Raw genomic sequence first — 20,658 nt, 5'->3', positions numbered from 1 at the left:
GGGCCGGGAAAGAGGTTTCATGAGCGACAAGATGGCAATGCCGGCGCGTGCCGGGGAGATTGAGCTTGAGAGGGATCCGGCAGCGCTTGCCGCGGATGCCGGCATCGTTTTCATCGGTCACATCGAAACTCCCTGGAAGACGCGCGGGGAGTGCCCGCGCAATGGCCGCCAGAGCCGCGAGACCTGCCGGGTGGTGCTGAAGCCGGATTATCTGGAGGGGCTGAAGTCGGTCGAGACCTGCAGCCATCTCATTCTGCTCTACTGGATGCACGAGGCGCGTCGCGACCTCATCGTCCAGACGCCGGGCTTCGCGCGCAGGGCGCATGGCTGTTTCGCGTTGCGCACGCCGGTCCGGCCGAACCCGGTCTCGCTCTCCGTCGTCGAGCGGCTCGACATGACCGATGACGGTTTCCTGGTGCGTGGTCTCGATTGCCTGCACGGCACGCCGCTGGTCGACATCAAGCCGTATTTCGCTACCACCGACAGCGTTCCAGGGGCGGAGGTGGGCTGGCGCAAGGACTGACCCGGGACCGCTGCACATGGCCCCCGCCGTCTTCCGCTGTTGTCGCCCGCTGGCGTCCGGTCTCCCTGGCCTTCGACCGGGAAGCGCGGGGCGCTGAAAGGTTCGTTCACAAAAAGAGGTCTAATCGCGGCTCTTGCGTCGACATATCTTCGGTTTCACAGAACGGCGCGTGCCTGCGCGCCCCTATCCGGAGAATGTCATGAGCAAGTCCCTGACCGTCCTGAACGTCGAATCCTCCGCACGTCGCGACGGCTCCATCACCCGCCGGCTGGCAGATCGCGTCATTGCCGGCCTTGGCGAGGGAAGCGTATCGGTTACCACCATCACCCGCGATGTCGCGGCCGGCCTTCCGGTTGTCGACGAGGCCTGGGTCGGCGCCAACTTCACGGATCCCTCCGCGCGTTCGCCGGAGCAGAAGGCGCGCCTTGCCCTTTCCGACACGCTGGTGGCCGAACTCAGGGCCGCGGATGTGCTGGTGCTCGGCGTTCCGGTCTACAATTTCGGTATTCCGGCGGCCCTGAAGGCGTGGATCGATCTCGTTGCCCGTGCGCGCGAGACGTTCAGCTATAGCGAGGCTGGTCCTGTCGGCCTGCTGAAGGGCAAGAAGGCGATCATCGTGCTGGCTTCAGGCGGCACCCAGGTCGGCTCGGAGATCGATTTTGCCTCGGGATATCTCAAGCACGTGCTCGCCTTCATCGGCATCACCGATGTCTCCGTGGTGGCCGCCGACCAGCTTATGGTTGCCGGCGAAACCCGTGTCCACGAGGCGGAGCAGCAGGCGGATGTGACCGTCAACCGCCTGATCGCCGCCTGATCGCCGCCTGATCGCCGCCTGAGGCGGCCGGGCCATCGCGGCGCGAAGTCAAGTGGCCCGAAGTCAAGCAGCCCGAAGTCAAGTGGCCCCAAGTCAAGTGGCACGGAGTCAAAAAGCCCGGGCAGGGATCTGCCCGGGCTTTCGTATTGGTTGCGCCTTGATCCGGCACCGGCAGGATCGGGTCGGCTGGCGTGCCACCGTGCCTGTGCGCGATCAGGTGCGCCTGTCGCTGCGTCGGTATCGCAGCGGGCAATATTCCGAAAATTCCTGCCTCGGATTGTTCTTTTTGTTGGCAAGCGGCTCGAATGTACGCAGGAGCCGCCTTTTCGCGCCGGGGCTCCCGGCGCTTGTTGTTCTGTCCTAGATCGCGCCAACCACAATGGCTGCGACGAAGACGAAAGCCGCACATACGGCGAAGAGATTCATGTTGCGGACAAGTGTCATTTCGTGGCCTCCCGCAGTCTCTCGATACGTGAACAATAAGTTACCGGGCCAAGCCGGCAAAGCGAAAAAGATGCTGCGTTGCATGGTGAGCGCGAAATGGTTTTGCGGCCCTGTCAGGATTCGCAGTGGAGCGGGGGATTTGCAGGCTGCCGGCGCCGTTTCGTTTGCCGATATGTCGCAGGGTCGATCGCAGGGGAAAGGTGAGGCACGAACAAGTTGTTGTGCGATGCAATATCGGATCTACGTAGACATCCGTAGGGTGGGGTTCCGAAAAGGAACGAAAACTCATGTACTTACGGTTTCCGCGGCGGGAAACTGCGGTTTATACGGACGGGTTAACGGGAGAGAAACCGGTTCGATCTATGTTTTCTTGTAGATGAACGAGAAGGGTCGACGATGAACGCTGTGCAACTGACGGAGTTGGCACGCGAGGGTTCTGCGGAAAGCTCAGGCGAGCTGGTGACGGCGCTGACCGATCTTTTCCTGCGTGCCGGCGAGGACGAGCGCGATCGCGTCAGCCTGATCTTCGGCGATGTGGTCCTGCGGGTGCTGGACAGGCTCCAGGTCGATGCCCGGACCGGCATGTCGGAAAAGATCTGTGTCGAGGCCGGTGCGCCGAAAGATCTCCTGAAGGCGCTTGCCGCCGACGAGGATATCGGGGTGGCAAAACCGGTTCTGGAGCGCAACCGGACGCTTGCGGACGATGAACTCGCCGAAGTGGCGGGCACGGTCTCCGGCGCGCATCTGTCGCTGATCTGCAAGCGCCAGGGGCTCAAGCCCGTCCTCACCCGCGTCATCGCCCAGCGCGGCGACCCGGCGATCCTGTGCCAGATGCTGGGCAATGCCGGCGCGGCGATCGGCGCGGACAGTTTCGACCTGCTGGTCGCCCGGGCCCGCAAGGACAGCGACCTGCAGAATGCCTTGTGCGAGCGCGAGGACTTGCCCGAGGCAGCGGCCCAGCGCCTGGTGCCGTTCCTGTCGAAGGAGCAGGCACAGCGTATCCGCGAGCTAAACGCCAACCCGACGCTGGTCAAGGCTATTGCCGAGCGGACGAAGAACGAGGTCGAGATACAGCTGCGCGAGTTCCAGGGCGCCAAGTCGAAGACGGCAACACTCATCGACGGGGCGATTGACGGATCCGTCCCCATCGACGTTGCGGCGGGGGCGTTCGCCGACAAGGAGCGGGCCTTCGATCTCGGCCAGCTTCTCGCACGCAGGGTCGGCTGGCCGGAGAACGTGGTGGTGCCGCTCGTCTATCGCGAGGACGAGCAGCCGCTGTTCTTCCTCTGCCGGCTGAGCGGTGTCTCGGACGAGGCCTATATGAAGATTGCCCGCATGCGTGGCAAGCGGATGCGGCTGTCATCTGCGGCAGCGAGCGAATCCTCGCGCAAATACGCAGCTCTCCCGCTCGAGGAGGCCGTCGCCTCGTTCAAGGCGATGGCGAAGAAGCTGAAGCTTCCCGTCGCGCCGCCGGGCGCGTGAAGCGCCTGACTGCAGGCGCAGGGACCTCTCGTGCCTTTCCGAAGCGTTGCGACGATCGCCCTTGCGGCAGGGCGCCGGTCAGGCGTCTGCCCTGGCGGCGAAATGCCCTTCCAGCCAGTGCGCAGCCTGTAGCGTTGCACGATCGCGGCCGCTGGCCCCGACGAGCTGGATGCCCAGCGGCAGGCCGGCCGCATTTTGCAGACCGGGCACATTGACTGCGGGCGCGCCCATCAAGGTCCAGACCCGGTTGAAGACGGACGAGCCGGTCGAGGCCAGTCCGGCGGGGGCGGCGCCAGGTGCCGAGGGCATCATCAGCACATCGACCTGAGACATCAGATCTGCCTGGGCCCGGCGCGCCTGCGCGGCGATCTCCTGGGCCGCGTCATAGGCCTCGGCGTCGATCGTCGCGCCTTCCTGCAGCGTCTCGCGCAGGATCGGGCTCAGCATCCCGCTTGCCTTGTCGAACTCGGCGGCCAGCGCGCGCGTCGCCTCGTAGTCCTGGATCACCTTGTGAGCGGCGAAGGCCTCGCGGAAAACCGGCGGCAGCGATACGCGTTGCACGGGGGCACCGGCGCGCTCCGCCAGCGCGCGCGCCGTGTCGAGGGCGGTAAGCATGTCGTCGTCGGCCTGTGCCCAGGGTTGGGGCTCGATCAGACCGATCCTTGGCGGCGTCGGCACCATCGTGTCGACCCGCCAGTCGCGGCCGGCCAGGATACCTGCACCGAAGGCAACATCGGCAATGCCCTTGCCGAACAGGCCCAGCGTGTCGAGCGACCAGGAGAAATACTTGAGGCCGACCGTCGGCAGGCGGCCGAAGGTGGGCTTGAATCCGGCGATGCCGCAGAATGCCGCCGGCCGGACCACGGAGCCGCCGGTCTGGGTGCCGAGCGCCAGGGGGAAGAAACCCGCGGCGATACCGGCGGCGGACCCGGACGAGGAGCCGCCCGGCGTGTGATCGGGATTGTGCGGGTTGCGCGTCGGTCCGGGTTGAAAGAAGGCGAACTCCGTCGTCACGGTCTTGCCGATGATGGCGGCGCCGGCGCGGCGTGCCAGCGCGACGATGGCGGCATCGACGGCAGGCCGATGGTCCTTGTGGATTGGCGATCCGTAGGCCGTCGGCATGTCGCCGGTGTCGATATTGTCCTTGATCGCCATGGGCAGGCCCATCAGCGGACCGGTTGCCGCGTGTCCCGCCCGGAGCGCGGCCTCGACATCCCGGACAACGAAGGCGCGGACGTCCGGCTCGCGGATCTCGATCCGTTCGGCGATTTCCCGGTAAATATCATCGAGCCGACGGCTTCCGGAATGGAGCGCTTTCGCGAGTTCTAGGGCTGACAGCATCGGATTCTCCAAACCGCGGAACCGTGATCTTGCAACTAAATGCCGGTTTTTCAAGTGGTTTTGCCGTCAGGCTGCTCGTGCAACACGAAAGCGGCACCGCCATGCAATCCTGTCGCGAGGAAAAGTCTTCATGCAACGAAAGAGGCCGGCACGCATGCGTGCCGGCCTCCTGATCTTCGGTTCCGGCCGCGTTGTCACCTGCAAAGGCGCCGCTGGCCGGAATAGGTGGTGTAGGTGCCGGTGCGGGGATTGAAGCTGCGATACCGGGCGGAGCAATAGGAATACCATGCCGGGGTCCAGGGTCGCAGACCGCCGCGGTTGACGACCGGAGGCGGTGCGGGACGGTAGCGCCGGTCACGATAGCGCCGGCTGTCCCTGTAGTTGCGGCCGTCGCGGTAGTTGCGGCCATCGCGATAGTTCCGGCCGTCGCGATAATTCCGGCCGTTCTTGCGAATTCCGCCGCCCGGCATTTCGTGCGGATAAAGGTAGTCCGGATCGGCGTGGTCCTCGCGGCCGGGGACAGTCTGGGCGAGGATGATGCCGGCGGGAAGGCCTGTCGCACTGTTGCTGCCGTAGCTGCCGCCAGCGGCGCTGGCAAGGGACGCTGCCGGCAGAACCATCGCACCAGCCAGGGCGGCTGCGAGGACGTGAAACGTGAGACGCTTGAAAACCATGTTTCGGTTCCCTTCAGGACTGCGAGGCGGTTTCGCCATCGAGGCGATGCCATGTTCGGCTTCAACCGCTGCCGGCGACGCCAGTCGAGCCGGTGTTCAGGTGCTGGCTGCCATGGCCCCGGGGGAATGCGCGGGACGCCGGGCCGGCATTAGCTGAACGGCCGGCGACCAGGAAGGTTCCATCCCTCCTGGCCGTTCGGTCTGATTACCGGCAGACGCGCTGTTCGCCGGAATAGGTGGTGTAGGTGCCGGTCCGCGGATTGAAGCTGCGGTACTTCTCGGCGCAGTAGCGGTACCATTCGCCCGAATAGGGCGCGGGATAGGCATCATATTCGACCACCGGTGCGGCCGGGCGGTAACCGGCGTTGCGGTCGGCGGGGTCAAAATACTCGACGCCGCTGCCATAGTGGCGGGGATAGCGCGGATCGTAGATGATTTCGGGCTCCGCTCGGGGGGCACTCAGGGCGCCGCCGATGATGGCGCCGGTGGCAAGGCCGATGACACCGAGGGCGACCGCCGCTCCGACATCATTGCCGCCGCGACGATTGCCGCGGTGGCCACCATGATGGCCACCGCGATTGCCACGATGACGGAAGGCCTTGTGCTGGCCGCCGTTGTTGCGCCAGTTGCGGTGCCCGTCACCGGCCTCGGCGATGGAAACCGCTGCCGGCAGGGCCACCGCGCCGGCCAGGGCAACTGCGAGAACGCGGGAGGTGAGACGCTTGAAAGCCATGGGTCGGGTCCCTTCAGGGCTGCGAGAGTGTTTCAGTATCGCGACAATGCCATGCTCAGCTTGAACCGTGCCTGAGATGTCTGTTCATCTGGCGTTCAGGTTCGAACTCTCTCCTCGTCGCAGGAAAACTCCCTGTCACCCCGGTTCGAAGCCCGTCTCGTGTTCCGGCGGATAGTGTGGCTAGCGACAGAACCGGTAGCGACCCGAATAGGCCAGGAAGTATCCGGTCTCGGGATTGAAGCTGCGGTACTTGCGTGCGCAGTAGCTGTACCATGCCGGCGTCCACGGGGCATATCGGCCGCGATAGACACGGCGAACCGGCGGGTCGATATATTGGGGACCGCCAAGCGCCTGGCCGAGAATGGCACCGGTTGCGAGACCGAACATCGCCGCCGCGCCGTTGCCTCCATATCCGAAATAGACGCCGCTGCGGCGGTAGGGACGGTATCGGCGATGATGTCTGTAACGCCAGTGCCGGGGCCGGTAGTGCCTGTGCCGGTAATGGTGCCGCCGTCCGCCCACATAGACGAGGGACGCGCCGGGGAGGGCTGGGCGGATATGGTCGGCCGCCGCCGCTGTTGGAAACGCCATGTTCGCCGCCAGCGCCAATGCGGTCGCAAGCGTGCCACTAACGAGCCAGCGGGCGAATTTGCGCGGCACAAGGCCGGTTGCCCTTTTCATCGGGGTTCCTCCTTTCGGGCCGGTTGACAGTCGCTCTCAACCATTGCCCCCAATGTGGCGAGAGGATGACCCATCAGTCGTGGCGGAAGGGTTGCGCGCGTTGCAAAGACCGCCGAGGCAAGGCAAAAGTCGGTGCAGCCACGCACCGGATGCGCAAGCCAGAAGCACGATGACCTGACAATGCCGAGGTGTTCCATGGCCGTATCCGACCGCTCCACGACAGATGCCCCAGAGGCGGGATCCGCCCCGACAGACCGCCCCCAGACCATCCGGCCGACGGATGACGAGGCGCGGGGCCTTGCCCGCAAGCTGATGCGGACGGCCCGCTACGGGGGGCTGGCCGTTCTCGATCCGCAGGACGGCTCGCCCTTTGTCTCTCGCGTCGCCCTGGCCACGGAGATGGACGGCACGCCGGTGATGCTGGTCTCGACCCTGTCGCAGCACACCAGGGCCCTGGCGGACGACCGGCGCTGCTCGCTTCTCGTCGGGGAACCGGGCAAGGGCGACCCGCTCGCCCATCCCCGCCTGAGCATCGTCGCCGAGGCGGAGAAGGTGGAGGCGGGCGATCCGGCCCTTGCCGATATCCGCCGCCGCTACCTGGCCCGCCATCCCAAGGCGAAGCTCTATGCCGATTTCGCGGATTTCGCCTTCTACCGGGTGCGTCCGGTGCGCGCGAGCCTCAACGGCGGCTTCGGCAAGGCCTATCTGCTCTCGGCACGGGATCTTCTGGTCGAGAGTGCGGCGCTCGCGGGGCTCTCCGCGATGGAGGCCGGGGCAATCGCGCACATGCACGAGGACCATCTCGATGCCGTGCAGCTTTATGCCGAAAAGCTTGCCAGGGCCGGCGAGGGGGCATGGCTGCTGTCCTCCTTCGATCCGGAGGGGCTCGATTTCGTCGACGGCGACAAGGTCGCCCGGCTCGTTTTTGCACCGCCGCTGGAAAGTGCGGGGGACCTGCGTCCCCGGCTGGTCGCCCTTGCGAAACAGGCAAGGGGTGTTGAATGATCACCCTTGCACGCTTTTGAACCGCCCGGGATTCGCCGGGCCGAACCGGGAAGAGGATACCGGACAGGGATGGCCGAGATATTGAACGCCGACAGCAGGATTGGTGACAGCGCGGTCGGGCGCACGGCCATCCTAGCGGGACGGGGGCGACTGGCCGTAGGACTGCTGGCCGGCGTGCTTGCCGCCGCTGTGCTGCTTGGCGCCGGGCCGGCCGCAGCCTACCGGCTGGAGTCCTTCAAGGACCGACTGTTCGACTATCCCGGCCTGCTCGCGGGAAAGCCGGACGATGCCTTCGTCATCGTCGACTATGACAAGCGCCGCGACATCCACCGGCGGGACAAGGTGTGGGAGCGCGAGGTCTTCGGCGAATACGTGTCGATGAAGCCGAGCAGTACCCAGGAAGACCTGACCCTGCAGGCGAACGGGCGCACGATCTCCTATATGCGCGTCGGCGAACCGCGTGGCGCCAAGGCGGTGGTGATCTATGTGCACGGCCAGGGCGGAAACCGCTTCCAGGGCATGAACGACGTCAGTTTCGGCGGCAACTTCAACCGCATCAAGAACCTGATGGTGCGCAATTCCGGGCTCTACATCACGCTCGACGTGAAGGATTTCAAGGAGCGGGGCGCCGCTGACGTCAAAGCGCTGATACAGCATTACACGCAGCGCTCGCCGGGCGCGCGGGCCTATGTCGCCTGCGGCTCGATGGGGGGCTTCCTGTGCTGGCGGCTGGCCCAGGACAGCGGTGCGGCGCGGATGATGGGCGGCATCCTGCTGATGGGTTCGACATGGGACGAGGGGTTCTTCTCCAGCGCGACCTTCCGGGCGGCGTCGCTGCCGATCTATTTCGGCCATGGCAGCTGGGACGAGGTGTATGACTGGAAGCGGCAGGCGAAGTTCTTCGAGCGGCTGAAGGCGCGCGCACCGAAATATCCGGCACGCTTCACCCTGTTCGAGACCGGCACCCATGGCACCCCGATCCGGATGACCGATTGGCGACTGATCCTCAACTGGATGTTTGCCGTAACCGGCAGGTAGGTGCCCGCGTCCTTGTCTCCCCGCGTCCGGCGGCCGGGACGGGCGGACCTCACAACAAACCGGGAGCCTTGAAATGGTCGCCATAACCTCCGTCTACGCTGCGGTGTTCGCGGTGCTCTTCCTGGTTCTCAGTGGCCGCGTCGCCCGGTGCCGGGCAAAGACGCTGACGGCCCTTGGCGATGGCGGCCACCCGGAACTTCTGCGACGCATCCGCGTCCAGGCCAATTGCGCCGAGTATGGTCCCCTGGCGTTGCTGCTGATCGGGTTTTCGGAAATCCAGGGTGCGCCGGGGCTGCTTGTTCATGCGCTGGGCGCGATGCTGCTTGGCGGACGGGTCCTGCATGCCTACGGGGTCTCGCAGGTCAAGGAGCGCCTCGTCTTCCGGGTTAGCGGCATGACCCTGACGTTCTCCAGTATCTCGATTGCCGCGCTGACGTTGCTGTGGCTGGCATTCGGCTGACAAGGAAACCGCCCGGGTGGGGCGGCTTCCGATGTCGTACCGAACTCTGGAGAGGCCTACTCGGTGCCCTGAATGGCCGCGAGCATCCATTCGCCGCCCTTCCGGCGGCGGAAGGTCCACAGTTCGGTGCTTTCCTGGGGTTCGTCCAGGCTGCCTGAAAGAACCTGGCCCGAGTTGCGGTCGAGGATGGCGTCAAGAGCGGAGAAGCGCATGGCGACCGTCGCGAAGTCATCATCGCCTTCACTCCAGGCTTCGGACAGGTCGCCCTGCAGGAGCTTCACATCCGAAACGCTGTTGCGCTTGCCGGCAGACGCGAGTTCGCCCAGTTCCTCGGCGAGGAAGGACATGGCCTCGGGCGTGGCGAGACGGCGCAGAGCGGCATAGTCCTCTCGGCCGTAGGCGTCCTGCACCTCGCCAAGCAGCTGTTCGAAGCGGTCGAAATCGGCACCTTCCGGCTCGAGCGGCGTTTCCATGACCGGAGCGTGAAACGACGGGGCGGCACTGGGGCTGCCGCCGCCATTGCCGCCGAAGCTGAACGGCGTGTGTGTCGTGTCCCCGGCGTTGCCGCCGAAATCCGGACGGGCTCCGCCGGCCGCCACGGCTGCCGGCTGCTGGCGCCGGGCGCCGAAGAAGCGCATCGCCAGAACGACGAGGAAGCCGATCAGGGCCACCTGAAGGATCAGGCCGATGAAGCCGGCAAAACCGCCGAGGCCGCCGCCGAAGAGCATGCCGAGCAGACCGCCCATCAGCAGGCCGCCGAGAAGGGCGCCGCCCATGCCGCCGAAGAGGCCGCGCGAGGGTTGTGCTGCCTGCTGCTGCCGGGCAGCGGCACCGGGGGCTGCCTGCTGGCCCTGCGCGGGTTGCGGCGTCATCGTGCGCTGGACAGGCGAGGCGGCGCCGGGGGCGGTGTTGGTCGGGGCGGGCGCGGAAAAGGTGCGGGCGCCACGACTGCCGAAGCCGCCGCCGCCGGCCCGGCGGGCCTCAGCAAAATCGACGGCGGCAAAAAGCGCGGCGATTCCGAGGGCAATGGCGGCTGTCGTCTTGCGCATCCGGCGGGCGGCAGCTTGCATCAGGGATTTCCTCCACGAGGTTCAGGTCGAGAACAACGACCGTCATATGGGAGGCCGCCTGGCGCGTTACCAGCGCAAGGAGCGCTTCTTTCCTCTTGTTTGCGCAAGAAAAAAGGCGGCGCCATCCGGCGCCGCCCCGTTCCGTTCAATGCTGGCCGCTTGCGCAGTCGCCGCAGCGCCAGCCCATGGACGGGGTCACTTCCAGACCACGTCGTTGTTGCGAACGGTGATGGTGGTCATGTTGCAGTAGTCGATATCCGTGTCGACGAAGGTGCCGTCGGTGAACTCGATGCGCGTGCGCACCGTGCAATCGCCCTCGTTGGTGCCGAAATCCATTTCGAACACCTCTCCCGGCGCAACGATCTCTTCCAGCCAGTTGTCACTCCAAGCGCCGTTTTCCTGGGTGCGGAAGGTGGTGACGTTGGCGGTCGAGCGGTTCTCCAGATTGAAAAGCCATTCGGTCGCCTGAACACCGCCGGGGGCGGAAACGGCGAAGGCGGACAGGGAAAGGAATGCGGCGAGAACCAGCTTGTGCTTCATGTGAAGACCTCAGGAAAAGGCGCGGCCCAATCGCCGGCGCGCGAAGATACAGCCGCGCCTGAAACCTGAGAAGCCGGATTATTTTTCCTCGGTTACGCCTTGCCCCAGCCGCCCGCCGTGGGGGTGATGACGGTGACCGCCTCGCCCGCCTTCAGCACCGTCTGGTCGCAACCGGCGAGTTCCTCCATCGTGCCGTCGAGACGGCGCACCAGGGTCTTGCCGAGTTGCCCGTCCTCGCCGCCTTCCATGCCTTTGGGGGCGATGGTGCGGTGGGAGGAGAGGATCGCCAGCTCCATTTCCTCGAGGAAGCGGATGGTGCGCCTGGTGCCGTTGCCGGCATGCCACTTGCCGCGTCCGCCCGAGCCCTCGCGGATGTGGAAATCCTCGAGCAGGACGGGATAGCGGAACTCCAGCACTTCCGGATCGGTCAGGCGCGAGTTGGTCATGTGCACGTGAACGCCGTCGGTGCCGTTGAAGCCCGGACCTGCCGGCGAGCCCGAGCACAGGGTCTCGTAATACTGGTAGGTGTCGTTGCCGAAGGTCAGGTTGTTCATCGACCCCTGGCTGTTGGCCATCGCCTTCAGCGCGCCGAACAGCGCGTTGGTGACGTGCTGGCTGGTTTCCACATTGCCGGCGACGACGGCGGCCGGATAGGTCGGCTTCAGCATGCACTCGTCCGGGATGACGATGTGGATCGGGCGCAGGCAGCCGGCGTTCATCGGGATGTCGCCTTCCACCATGACGCGGAAGCAGTAGAGCACGGCGGCCCGGGTGACCGGCTCGGGCGCGTTGAAGTTGTTCGGCTTCACCTCGCTGGTGCCGGTGAAGTCGACGGTCGCCTCGCGCTTCGCCTTGTCGACGGTGATCTTCACCCTGATCACCGAGCCCTGGTCGGTCGGGTAGGCGAACTCGCTGTCGCTCAGCGCCTCGATGACCCGGCGCACGCTCTCCTCGGCATTGTCCTGGACATGGCCCATATAGGCCTGCACCACGTCGAGGCCGAAATGGGCGACCATCTTCCTGAGTTCCTTAACGCCCTTCTCGTTGGCGGCGATCTGCGCCTTCAGGTCGGCGACGTTCTGGGTGACGTTGCGCACCGGCCAGGGATGGTTGGTGAGCACCTCGACCAGGGCTTCCTCGCGGAAACGGCCGCGGTCGACGAGCTTGAGGTTGTCGATCAGCACGCCTTCCTCGTCGACGGTGGTGGCGCGCGGGGTCATCGAGCCCGGCGCCGAGCCGCCGACATCGGCGTGGTGGCCGCGGCTTGCCGCCCAGAACAGGATCTCGATGCCGGCGTCATCGAAGACGGGCGAGACGACCGTGATGTCGGGCAGGTGGGTGCCGCCATTGTAGGGGGCGTTGAGCGCGAAGACGTCGCCCGGCGCGATGTCGCCGGTGTTCAGCTTGATGACGGTCTCGACCGAGCGGTCCATGGAGCCCAGATGCACCGGCATGTGCGGGGCGTTGGCGACCAGCGCTCCGGAGGCGTCGAAGACGGCGCAGGAGAAGTCGAGGCGCTCCTTGACGTTGACCGAATAGGCTGTGTTCTGCAGGGTCACGCCCATCTGCTCGGCGATCGACATGAACAGGTTGTTGAAGACCTCGAGCATCACCGGGTCGGCCTTCGTGCCGATGGCCTCGGCCCGGGCGAGCTTCTCGACACGCTTCAGGACGACATGGTCCTTGGCGGTGATTGTCGCCTGCCAGCCCGGCTCGATGACGATGGTCTGGTGCGGCTCGACGATCAGCGCCGGACCGGTGACGGTGTTGCCGGGCTTCAGGTCGGCGCGGGCGAAGAAGCCGGCCTCGCGCCAGCCTCCTTCCGCGAAGATCTGGCCGCTGTCGGCGGGTGCCGCCTCGCCGGAAACGAGCGGCAGGTCCGCCTCGTCGATGCCGGAGCCGCCGCCGACGGATTCCACCTCGAGCGCCTCGACGACGATCGGCTTGTTCTCGTAGACGAAGCCGAACTGGGCGCGGTGGGCATCGGCGAAGGCATCCGTCATCGCCGGAATGTCGCCCTTGGCATAGGGAACGGCGATCGGCGTGTCGGTGCCCTCGTAGCGCAGCAGCGCGCGCGGCAGGTCGCTGATCCCGCCTTCCGGCACACCCTGGCCGGCAACCTCGGCGCGGGTCTCGTCGCGCAGGCGCCCGGCCAGCGCCTCGAGATCGGCAAGCATGCCCTGTTCCAGTCGACGAACGACCGCCTGCTGGCGGGTGGAACGAATGTCGGCAAGTCCCATGCCGTAGGCCGAGAGAATGCCGGACAGCGGATGGACGACAACCGTCGTCATGCCGAGGCTGTCGGCGACGGAGCAGGCATGCTGGCCGCCGGCGCCGCCGAAGCATGTGAGGGCATAGCCGGTGACGTCGTAGCCGCGCTGGACGGAAATCTTCTTGATCGCGTTGGCCATGTTCTCGACGGCGATCTTGAGGAAGCCGTCCGCGACCTCGGCCGCCGTCCGGCCATCGCCGATCTCCGCGGCCATCGTCTCGAACTTCGCCACCACCGCATCACGGTCGAGCGGCTCGTCGCGGCCGGGGCCGAAGATCTTCGGGAAGAAGGCGGGCTGCAGCTTGCCGACCATGACGTTGGCGTCGGTGACGGCGAGCGGTCCGCCGCGGCGGTAGCAGGCGGGGCCGGGATTGGCGCCGGCCGAATCCGGGCCGACCTGGAAGCGGCCATCGCGGTAGTGGAGGATCGAGCCGCCGCCGGCCGCGACCGTGTGGATCATCATCATCGGCGCGCGCATGCGCACGCCCGCGACCTCGGTCTCGAAGGCGCGCTCGTACTCGCCGTTGAAATGCGAGACATCCGTGGAGGTGCCGCCCATGTCGAAGCCGATGACGGCGTCGAAGCCGGCCATCTTCGAGGTCTCGACCGCGCCGACGACGCCGCCGGCGGGACCCGACAGGATCGCGTCCTTCCCCTGGAAGAGATCGGCGGCGGTGAGGCCGCCCGAGGACTGCATGAACATCAGCCGGCAGCCGGTGCCCTCGATCTGCAGTTCGCTCGCCACCTGTTCGACATAGCGGCGCAGGATCGGCGAGAGGTAGGCGTCGACGACGGTGGTGTCGCCGCGCCCGACCAGTTTCATCAGCGGCGAGACCTCGTGGCTGACAGAGACCTGCGGGAAGCCGACGCGGCGGGCCACCTCGGCGACCGCCGCCTCGTGGGCGGGATAGGCATAGGCATGCATGAAGACGATGGCGACCGAGCGGATGCCGCTGTCATAGGCGGCCTTCAGCTCGGCCTCGACGGCGGCAAGCTCCGGCGCCTGCTCGATGGTGCCGTCGGCGCGGACACGCTCGGCGACCTCGACGACGCGCTCATAGAGCAGTTCCGGCTTGATGATCTCCTTGGCGAAGATGTCGGGGCGGGCCTGGTAGCCGATCTCCAGCGCGTCGCGGAAACCCTTCGTGGTGACCAGCAGGGTACGGTCGCCCTTGCGTTCCAGCAATGCGTTGGTGGCGACGGTGGTGCCCATCTTGACGTTGGCGATCCGCTCGGCCGGGATGCGCTCGCCGGTGGCGACGCCCATCAGCTCGCGGATGCCCTGGATGGCGGCGTCGCGATAGGCCTCCGGGTTTTCCGACAGGACCTTGTGGGCCTTGATCGCACCCTCCGGGGTACGGGCGACGATGTCGGTGAAGGTGCCGCCACGGTCGATCCAGAAGTCCCACTTGCCCGTCGTCATGTTGCGTTCTCCGCTGGTCTTTTCGTTTGCGGCTTCGCCTTCGGCGCCACCGTCATCGAGATTTCAACATCAACAATTTATCAAGAAAATGTCAATGTTGTTTTGTCTCATTCCGCCCGAAACGGCGGCCGGGCTGTCCCGGCCGCCACGCGGTCATGGCCGGTTGCGCATGTTCTCCGGCAGCCAGGTGGCCAGATCCGGCACGCCGATCAGCAGGAACACCATGACGACCATGATCGCGAACATCGGCAGCGCCGCCTTGGCGATATAGGTCATCTCGTGCCGGGTCATGCCTTGCAACACGAACAGGTTGAAGCCGATCGGCGGCGTGATCTGCGCCATCTCGACGACCACGACGATGAAGATGCCGAACCAGATCAGGTCGATGCCGGCGGCGCGCACCATCGGCTCGACGACGGCCATGGTCAGCACGACCGAAGAGATGCCGTCGAGGAAGCAGCCGATGATGATGTAGAAGACGAGCAGGGCCATCAGCAGCTCGAAACGGGAGAGCTCGAGGCCGCCGATCCAGGTGGCGAGCGCCCGCGGCAGGCCGGTGAAGCCCATCGACAGCGACAGGAAAGCCGCGCCGGCCAGGATCAGCGCAACCATCGCCGAGGTTCGCGTCGCGCCCATCAGGCTCTCGCCGAAGGTCTTCCAGGTCAGCGAACCCTGGCCGAGCGCCAGCGCCAGCGCGCCGACGACGCCGATGGCGGCAGCCTCCGTCGCGGTTGCAAGGCCGACATACATCGATCCGATGACCGCGAGGATGAGCAGGATCACCGGCAGCAGGAAGCGTGAGTTGGCGAGCTTTTCGGTGAAGCTCATCTCGGGTTCAGGTTGCGGGTGGTAGTCCTTGGAAAGCTTGGCGTAGACGACGATGTAGCCCATGAACATCGCGGCCAGCACAAGGCCCGGAAGGATGCCCGCCATGAACAGCTTGGTGATCGACTCGTTGATGGTCACGCCATAGACGATCAGCGTCAGCGAGGGCGGTATCATCAGGCCGAGGGTGGCGGCGCCGGCCAGCGTGCCGATCACCATCTTCTCGGGGTAGTCGCGCTTGCGCAGTTCCGGCACCGACATCTTGCCGACGGTGGTCAGCGTCGCGGCGGAGGAACCGGAGACGGCGGCAAAGACCGTGCAGCCGACCACGTTGGTATGCAGCAGGCCGCCGGGGAGCTTCGCCATCCAGGGCGACAGACCTCGGAACATGTCCTCCGACAGGCGCGTGCGGTAGAGGATCTCGCCCATCCAGATGAACAGCGGCAGCGCGGTCAGCGTCCAGGAGGAGGAGGCGGCCCAGATGACGGTGATCATCGCATCGCCGGCCGGGCGCGTGGTGAAAAGCTCCATGCCGACAAAGGCGACGCCGAGAAGGGCAAGGCCGACCCATACACCGCTGCCGAGCAGCAGGAACAGCACGAAGAGAAAGAGGACAATCGGAGCGAAGGTTTCCATGGCGGCTTACTCCCCGTGGCTCTGTTCGACGGTGTCGGACCTGATGCCGGGGTCGCCGAGGAAAAGGACGCGGACGAGATGATCCGCCATGGCGATGGCGAGCAGCACCGCGCCGGCTGCCATGGCCATCTGCGGTATCCAGAGCGGCGTCGCGTCCTGGCCCTGGCTGATGTCGTTGAGCTTGCGGGACCAGTAGACCGCCTTGATCGCGTAGTAAGCGAGATAGCCGGCCAGTGCGGAGCCGATCGCGAAACACCACACTTCCAGCCAGCGGCGACGCTCGCCGAGAGCTGACAGCAGGATGCTGACGCGGATATGCGCGCCCCTGTTGAGCGCATGGGCGAAGGCGAAGAACGAGGCGGAGGCCATCGCGTAGCCGGCGTAGCTGGTGGCGCCGGGGAAGGTCATGCCCGTCCATCTGGCGATCATCTGCGCGACGATGATGGCCAGGATGGAGATCAGGCACAGGGCGGCAAACACCCCGCCGGTAAAATACAGGCCGTCGAGAAGGCGTCGCAGCCCTCGCCCGAGTGCGGTCATGGTCGTGTTCCGTATCTCTTTTCGCCGGGTCCCGGGAGCGGTTCGCGCCGCAACGGGCATGCCGGTCGCTCCGCCTCAAGCAGAGGCGGGCGCCGACGCTGCGGGGAGGGGACGACGGGGCGCCTGTCGGGCTCCGTCGTCCTCCGGTCCGCTGTCGGGCGGGCGCCCCTTCACGAGGCGCGCGTACCGGGACTGGCTGTCAGGTGATGCTGGCGGCGGAAGCGCCGCTTACATCGCCTTGTAGGCGTCGACGATGGCCTTGCCCTTGTCGCCGGCGGCCTTCAGCCATTCCTCGGTCATGGTCTCGCCGACCACGGCAAGGTCGCTCTTCAGCTTGTCGCTCGGCTTCTGCACCTGCATGCCGTTCGACTTCAGGCCGTCGAGGGTGAAGGTGGTGTAGTCCTTGGCCTTCTGCAGGCCTTCCGCCTCGGCGGTGGCGGCACAGTCGGTGAAGACCTTCTTGGTCGCGTCGTCGAGACCGGCCCACGTGTCCTTGTTGACCATGATCGAGTTGCGCGGCAGCCAGGCATCGACTTCGTAGAAGTGCGAGACGTTCTCCCACAGCTTGCTGTCATAGCCGGTCGCACCGGAGGAAATCATCGACTGGGCAACGCCGGTGGCGAAGGCCTGGGAGACCTCGGCCGCCTCGATCTGCACCGGAAGCATGCCGGTCAGTTCGGCGAGCTTGGCGGTCGCGGCGTTGTAGGCGCGGAACTTGACGCCCTTCATGTCGTCGACGGAGTTGACCTCCATGTTGAAATACATGCCCTGGGGCGGCCACGGCACGCTGTAGAGCAGGACGAGGTTCTGGCCGTCGAGAGCCTCTTCCACGGCGCCCTGGGCTGCCTTCCACAGGTTCACGGAATCGTCGAAGGAGGTGGCGAGGAAGGGAATGCTGTCGATGCCGAACAGCGGATCCTCGTTGGCATGGGCGGACAGCAGGCGCTCGCCGATCGGCACCTGGCCGGTCTGCACGGCGCGCTTGATGTCGGCGCCGCCGAACAGCGAGCCGCCCGGATGGGTGACGATCTCGATCTCGCCGCTGGTGCCCTTGGTCACGCAGGCCGCGAAGGCGGCGGCATTCTCGGAATGGAAATTGGTCGCCGGATAGGCGAGCGGCATGTCCCACTTCTCGGCGGCGAAGGCCGGCGTGGCGGCGGATGCGGCAAGAAGGGCGGCGGTTACAATGCCGGTGGTGGTCTTCAAAAGGTCAGTCATCTTCACTCCTCCATGTCTCCGGACCCTGATGTTGTTTTGGGTCCCGGAGCGTTCACGATCTCTGGTCGGTGTCTGGTCCCGGCAGGACGTCGAAGGCCTCACTCTAGACAGCGAAACGCTCCGGCGAATAGGGGGCCAAGTCGATATTCGGCCTGCGACCGCTCACCAGGTCGGCAATCAGCCGGCCGGTCCTGGGACCGCCGGTCAGGCCGACATGATGGTGGCCGAAGGCCATCAGGACGTCGCCATGTCGCGGCGACGGCCCGATTACGGGGATGGAGTCGGCCGGTGCCGGCCGGTGTCCCATCCATTGTCTTGTGGAGCGCCAGGACAGCCCGGGCATCGCCTTGCGCAACTGGCGTTCCAGCAGTTTGAAGGGCGCTTCCGCCGGTCCTGCCTCCAATCCGCCGAACTCGACGATGCCGGCAAGACGGATCCGGCCCTCCAGCGGCGTGGCGACGAATTTCGCCGAGGCGAACATGGCAGGCGCGCGAGGGAAGCCGCTCGGCTCCTCCAGCTCCAGATGGTAGCCGCGCTCGCTCTCCAGCGGAACCGAGATGCCGAGCTGGCGGGCCAGGCCCTTCGACCAGACGCCGGTGGCAAGAACGGCGCGGTCGCAGTCGAGAGGACCGCCATCGGTGGCAAGCCCGGCAAGCCGGCCGTTGTCGAAGCGAAAGCCCTCGACGGAGGCGCGCAGCACACGCCCGCCCAGCGTTTCCAGATGGGCGGCGAGATCCTTCACGTAGCGGCCCGGATCGCGGATGACACCGTGGTCGGAAAGGCGGATGGCGAAGCGGTTTTCCGGCCCGAGCAGCGGATCGTAGGCGGCAACGGCGCCGCCTTCGATCTCCTCCCAGGAAAAGCCGGCCGCGCGGCGCAGGTTCCAGCCGAAGGCGTCCGCCGCGAAAGCCGCGCGGTCGCGGTAGACATAGAGATAATCGGACGGGACAAGCCAGCGTTCCGCCGGAGTGCCGGCGGCAATCGCCTGATGGTCCTCAAGGCTGTTGCCGATGATGGGAAAAAGCGCGCGCGAGATGCGGGCGGTCTCCTCCGTCCGACAATGGGAGAGATAGCGGGCAAGCCAGGGCAGCAGGCGGGGCAGGTAGGACCAGCGCAGGAAAAGCGGACTGTCGGAATCGAGCAGCATGGCCGGCGCCTTGCGCGGCAGGCCGGGGACGGTGACCGGCACCACGGCGCAGGAGGCGAGCACGCCGCCATTGCCGTGCGAGGTGCCTTCGCCGGGCGCGGCGCGGTCGACAAGCGTGACGTCGTGTCCGTCGCGGGCCAGCCAGAGCGCTGTGCTCGCGCCGACGATGCCAGCGCCAATGACGACAATCCTCAACCGTTCGCTGCCGTGCCGCTGCACCAAGTCTCTCCCCAGCAGATTGTCACAAGTGTCACGTGGGCAGGCCGTATTGTCAACGATTTATCGACAAATTGTTTGTAATATTGCCGTCCAGTGGCATCTGACGCGGATGCGGGGTGGCCGAACCATGTTGAGGGGCAGTCGGGTAGAGCTCTTGACGCAGGGTTGCCGGCACGCCCTTTCTATGAAGTCCGGGCGGTATGCCTGACGGGAGGGTCGACATGAAAGTTGAAGGCGGCAAGGCGCTCTATGGCGCGGCGGTGGGGATACTGATGCTGGAGGCGCGGTTTCCGCGTATTCCCGGCGACATGGGCAACGCGCTGACCTGGCCGTTTCCCGTCCACTACCGGATCGTGCGTGACGCGACGCCCGACCGGGCGGTGCGGCAGGGCGCGCGAGGGCTTCTGGATGCGTTCATCGCCGCCGGGCGGGATCTGGTCGCCGACGGCGTCGACGGCATCACAACCAATTGCGGGTTCCTGTCACTCTTCCAGCGCGACCTGCAGGCGGCGCTGGGCGTGCCGGTGGCCGCGTCCTCGCTGATGCAGGTGCCGCTGGTCGACCGCCTGCTGCCTCCGGGAAAGCGGGCCGGCATCCTGACGATCTCGGCCTCCTCGTTGACGGCCGCGCATCTGGAGGCGGCGGGTTGCGCGCCGGATACGCCGGTGATGGGTACGGAGGGCGGGAGCGAGTTTACCCGCGCCATTCTCGACAACGAGACAAGCCTCGACGTGGAAGCGGCACGTGCCGACAATATCGAGGCGGCGCGCCTGTTCGCCTCGCGGCATCCGGAAGTCGGGGCGATCGTGCTCGAATGCACCAACATGGTGCCCTATGCGGCGGATATCCGTGCGGCGACCGGTCTGCCGGTTTACTCCATCGAGAGCTTCGTCACCTGGTTCCACTCCGGCCTCGTCCCCAGGCGGCATGGCTACGCCTGATGGAGAGTTGCCCCGATGCGGCTGCCTGCCGTAGCTTGGGGAGACGTAATCCAGGCGGGAATTTCATGACAGACAGTTCACAGGCCGAAAGCCAGGGCGAAGACGTTGCGCGCGGCGGTATCGGTCCGGTCGTTTCAGCGGCCCACCTGGCCTCCGGCGCCATGCCGGCGCTTTCCGAGGTCGAGTTCGCGGTGACCATGATGGTCAATGCCTATCATCGCTGGATGGTGCGCTGCATGGCGGCTGCCGGCGCCCCCGGCATGAGCCCGCTCGACACATTGGTGCTGCACTCGGTCAATCATCGCGGCCGGCCGAAGTCGCTCGCCGATATCTGCCTGGTGCTCAATATCGAGGATACGCACACAGTCACCTACGCCCTGAAGAAGCTGGCTGCGGCCGGTCTGGTGGAGACCGGCAAGCGCGGCAAGGAGAAAACGGTGGCGATCACCCGGGCGGGCGAGAAGACCTGCATGGAATACCGGCGGCTGCGCGAGGCACTGCTGGTCGGGCCGGTGAAAGGGCTCGGCATGGACGAGGTGGAACTGTCGCGGCTTGCCGCAACACTGCGCTCGGTTTCGGGGCATTACGACCAGGCCGCACGCGCCGCCGCCGCAATGTAGTCGGCATTCCCG

The 20,658-nt window shown here is 66.1% G+C and carries 19 protein-coding genes; 8 read left to right on the top strand and 11 right to left on the bottom strand.

All coding sequences use genetic code 11. The annotated features are described in order from the left end of the window. Positions 1–19 precede the first annotated feature (19 nt). The 3 genes from tsaA (at position 20) to ACQY46_RS20675 (ending at position 3,263) form a co-directional block, all read left to right on the top strand. Positions 20–523, top strand: a complete 504-nt coding sequence (gene tsaA, locus ACQY46_RS20685) for a tRNA (N6-threonylcarbamoyladenosine(37)-N6)-methyltransferase TrmO (RefSeq protein ID WP_428697857.1) — start codon at positions 20–22, stop codon at positions 521–523. Positions 524–722: 199 nt separating this feature from the next. Then, positions 723–1,337, top strand: coding sequence for an FMN-dependent NADH-azoreductase (locus ACQY46_RS20680; protein WP_428697856.1), 615 nt, complete (start codon positions 723–725; stop codon positions 1,335–1,337). A gap of 840 nt (positions 1,338–2,177) precedes the next feature. After that, positions 2,178–3,263, top strand: a complete 1,086-nt coding sequence (locus ACQY46_RS20675; protein WP_428697855.1) for a DUF2336 domain-containing protein — start codon at positions 2,178–2,180, stop codon at positions 3,261–3,263. Positions 3,264–3,341: 78 nt separating this feature from the next. Here the strand turns inward: ACQY46_RS20675 and ACQY46_RS20670 are convergent, their stop codons facing one another. From ACQY46_RS20670 to ACQY46_RS20655, 4 genes are all read right to left on the bottom strand, one after another. Then, positions 3,342–4,604, bottom strand: a complete 1,263-nt coding sequence (locus ACQY46_RS20670; RefSeq protein ID WP_428697854.1) for an amidase — start codon at positions 4,602–4,604, stop codon at positions 3,342–3,344. A 194-nt stretch (positions 4,605–4,798) separates the two neighbouring features. Next, positions 4,799–5,278 (bottom strand): BA14K family protein, encoded by a 480-nt coding sequence (locus ACQY46_RS20665; protein ID WP_428697853.1) that lies wholly within the window; start codon positions 5,276–5,278, stop codon positions 4,799–4,801. Positions 5,279–5,483: 205 nt separating this feature from the next. After that, positions 5,484–6,011, bottom strand: coding sequence for a BA14K family protein (locus ACQY46_RS20660; RefSeq protein WP_428697852.1), 528 nt, complete (start codon positions 6,009–6,011; stop codon positions 5,484–5,486). A 180-nt stretch (positions 6,012–6,191) separates the two neighbouring features. Then, entirely contained in the window at positions 6,192–6,692 is a 501-nt protein-coding gene (locus ACQY46_RS20655) for a BA14K family protein (RefSeq protein WP_428697851.1), read from the bottom strand. A gap of 195 nt (positions 6,693–6,887) precedes the next feature. Between ACQY46_RS20655 and ACQY46_RS20650 the strand changes: the two genes are divergently transcribed. The 3 genes from ACQY46_RS20650 to ACQY46_RS20640 all read left to right on the top strand — a co-directional run bounded on the left by ACQY46_RS20650 (position 6,888) and on the right by ACQY46_RS20640 (position 9,195). Further along, positions 6,888–7,697, top strand: coding sequence for a HugZ family protein (locus tag ACQY46_RS20650; RefSeq protein WP_428697850.1), 810 nt, complete (start codon positions 6,888–6,890; stop codon positions 7,695–7,697). A 69-nt stretch (positions 7,698–7,766) separates the two neighbouring features. Beyond that, positions 7,767–8,735 carry an alpha/beta hydrolase gene (locus ACQY46_RS20645; protein ID WP_428697849.1) on the top strand — a complete coding sequence of 323 codons (969 nt, stop codon included), beginning with the start codon at positions 7,767–7,769 and terminating at the stop codon, positions 8,733–8,735. 73 nt (positions 8,736–8,808) lie between these two features. Next, complete coding sequence (locus tag ACQY46_RS20640) at positions 8,809–9,195, top strand: MAPEG family protein (protein ID WP_428697848.1); 387 nt, start codon at positions 8,809–8,811, stop codon at positions 9,193–9,195. Between the two features lie 56 nt (positions 9,196–9,251). Here the strand turns inward: ACQY46_RS20640 and ACQY46_RS20635 are convergent, their stop codons facing one another. From ACQY46_RS20635 to ACQY46_RS20605, 7 genes are all read right to left on the bottom strand, one after another. After that, positions 9,252–10,265, bottom strand: coding sequence for a TIM44-like domain-containing protein (locus tag ACQY46_RS20635; protein WP_428697847.1), 1,014 nt, complete (start codon positions 10,263–10,265; stop codon positions 9,252–9,254). A 195-nt stretch (positions 10,266–10,460) separates the two neighbouring features. Beyond that, complete coding sequence (locus tag ACQY46_RS20630) at positions 10,461–10,805, bottom strand: hypothetical protein (protein ID WP_428697846.1); 345 nt, start codon at positions 10,803–10,805, stop codon at positions 10,461–10,463. Between the two features lie 92 nt (positions 10,806–10,897). After that, positions 10,898–14,500 (bottom strand): hydantoinase B/oxoprolinase family protein, encoded by a 3,603-nt coding sequence (locus ACQY46_RS20625; protein ID WP_428697845.1) that lies wholly within the window; start codon positions 14,498–14,500, stop codon positions 10,898–10,900. Positions 14,501–14,653: 153 nt separating this feature from the next. Then, positions 14,654–15,961, bottom strand: coding sequence for a TRAP transporter large permease (locus ACQY46_RS20620; protein WP_428697844.1), 1,308 nt, complete (start codon positions 15,959–15,961; stop codon positions 14,654–14,656). 6 nt (positions 15,962–15,967) lie between these two features. Beyond that, complete coding sequence (locus tag ACQY46_RS20615; protein WP_428697843.1) at positions 15,968–16,501, bottom strand: TRAP transporter small permease; 534 nt, start codon at positions 16,499–16,501, stop codon at positions 15,968–15,970. 228 nt (positions 16,502–16,729) lie between these two features. Then, a complete protein-coding gene (locus tag ACQY46_RS20610) occupies positions 16,730–17,719 on the bottom strand; it encodes a TRAP transporter substrate-binding protein (RefSeq protein ID WP_428697842.1) in 990 nt (329 codons plus the stop codon). A 103-nt stretch (positions 17,720–17,822) separates the two neighbouring features. Then, on the bottom strand, positions 17,823–19,085 hold the full coding sequence (locus ACQY46_RS20605; RefSeq protein ID WP_428697841.1) for an NAD(P)/FAD-dependent oxidoreductase: 1,263 nt from the start codon (positions 19,083–19,085) through the stop codon (positions 17,823–17,825). Between the two features lie 221 nt (positions 19,086–19,306). Between ACQY46_RS20605 and ACQY46_RS20600 the strand changes: the two genes are divergently transcribed. Next, positions 19,307–20,026, top strand: a complete 720-nt coding sequence (locus tag ACQY46_RS20600) for an aspartate/glutamate racemase family protein (protein ID WP_428697840.1) — start codon at positions 19,307–19,309, stop codon at positions 20,024–20,026. A 65-nt stretch (positions 20,027–20,091) separates the two neighbouring features. Further along, entirely contained in the window at positions 20,092–20,646 is a 555-nt protein-coding gene (locus ACQY46_RS20595) for a winged helix DNA-binding protein (RefSeq protein WP_428697839.1), read from the top strand. The last annotated feature ends 12 nt before the right edge of the window (positions 20,647–20,658 follow it).

It is taken from the genome of Stappia sp. (assembly GCF_965276915.1).
GTDB lineage: Bacteria > Pseudomonadota > Alphaproteobacteria > Rhizobiales > Stappiaceae > Stappia.
The sequence above is the reverse complement of the archived record's forward strand: the minus strand, read 5'-3'. Positions and strand labels throughout refer to the sequence as shown.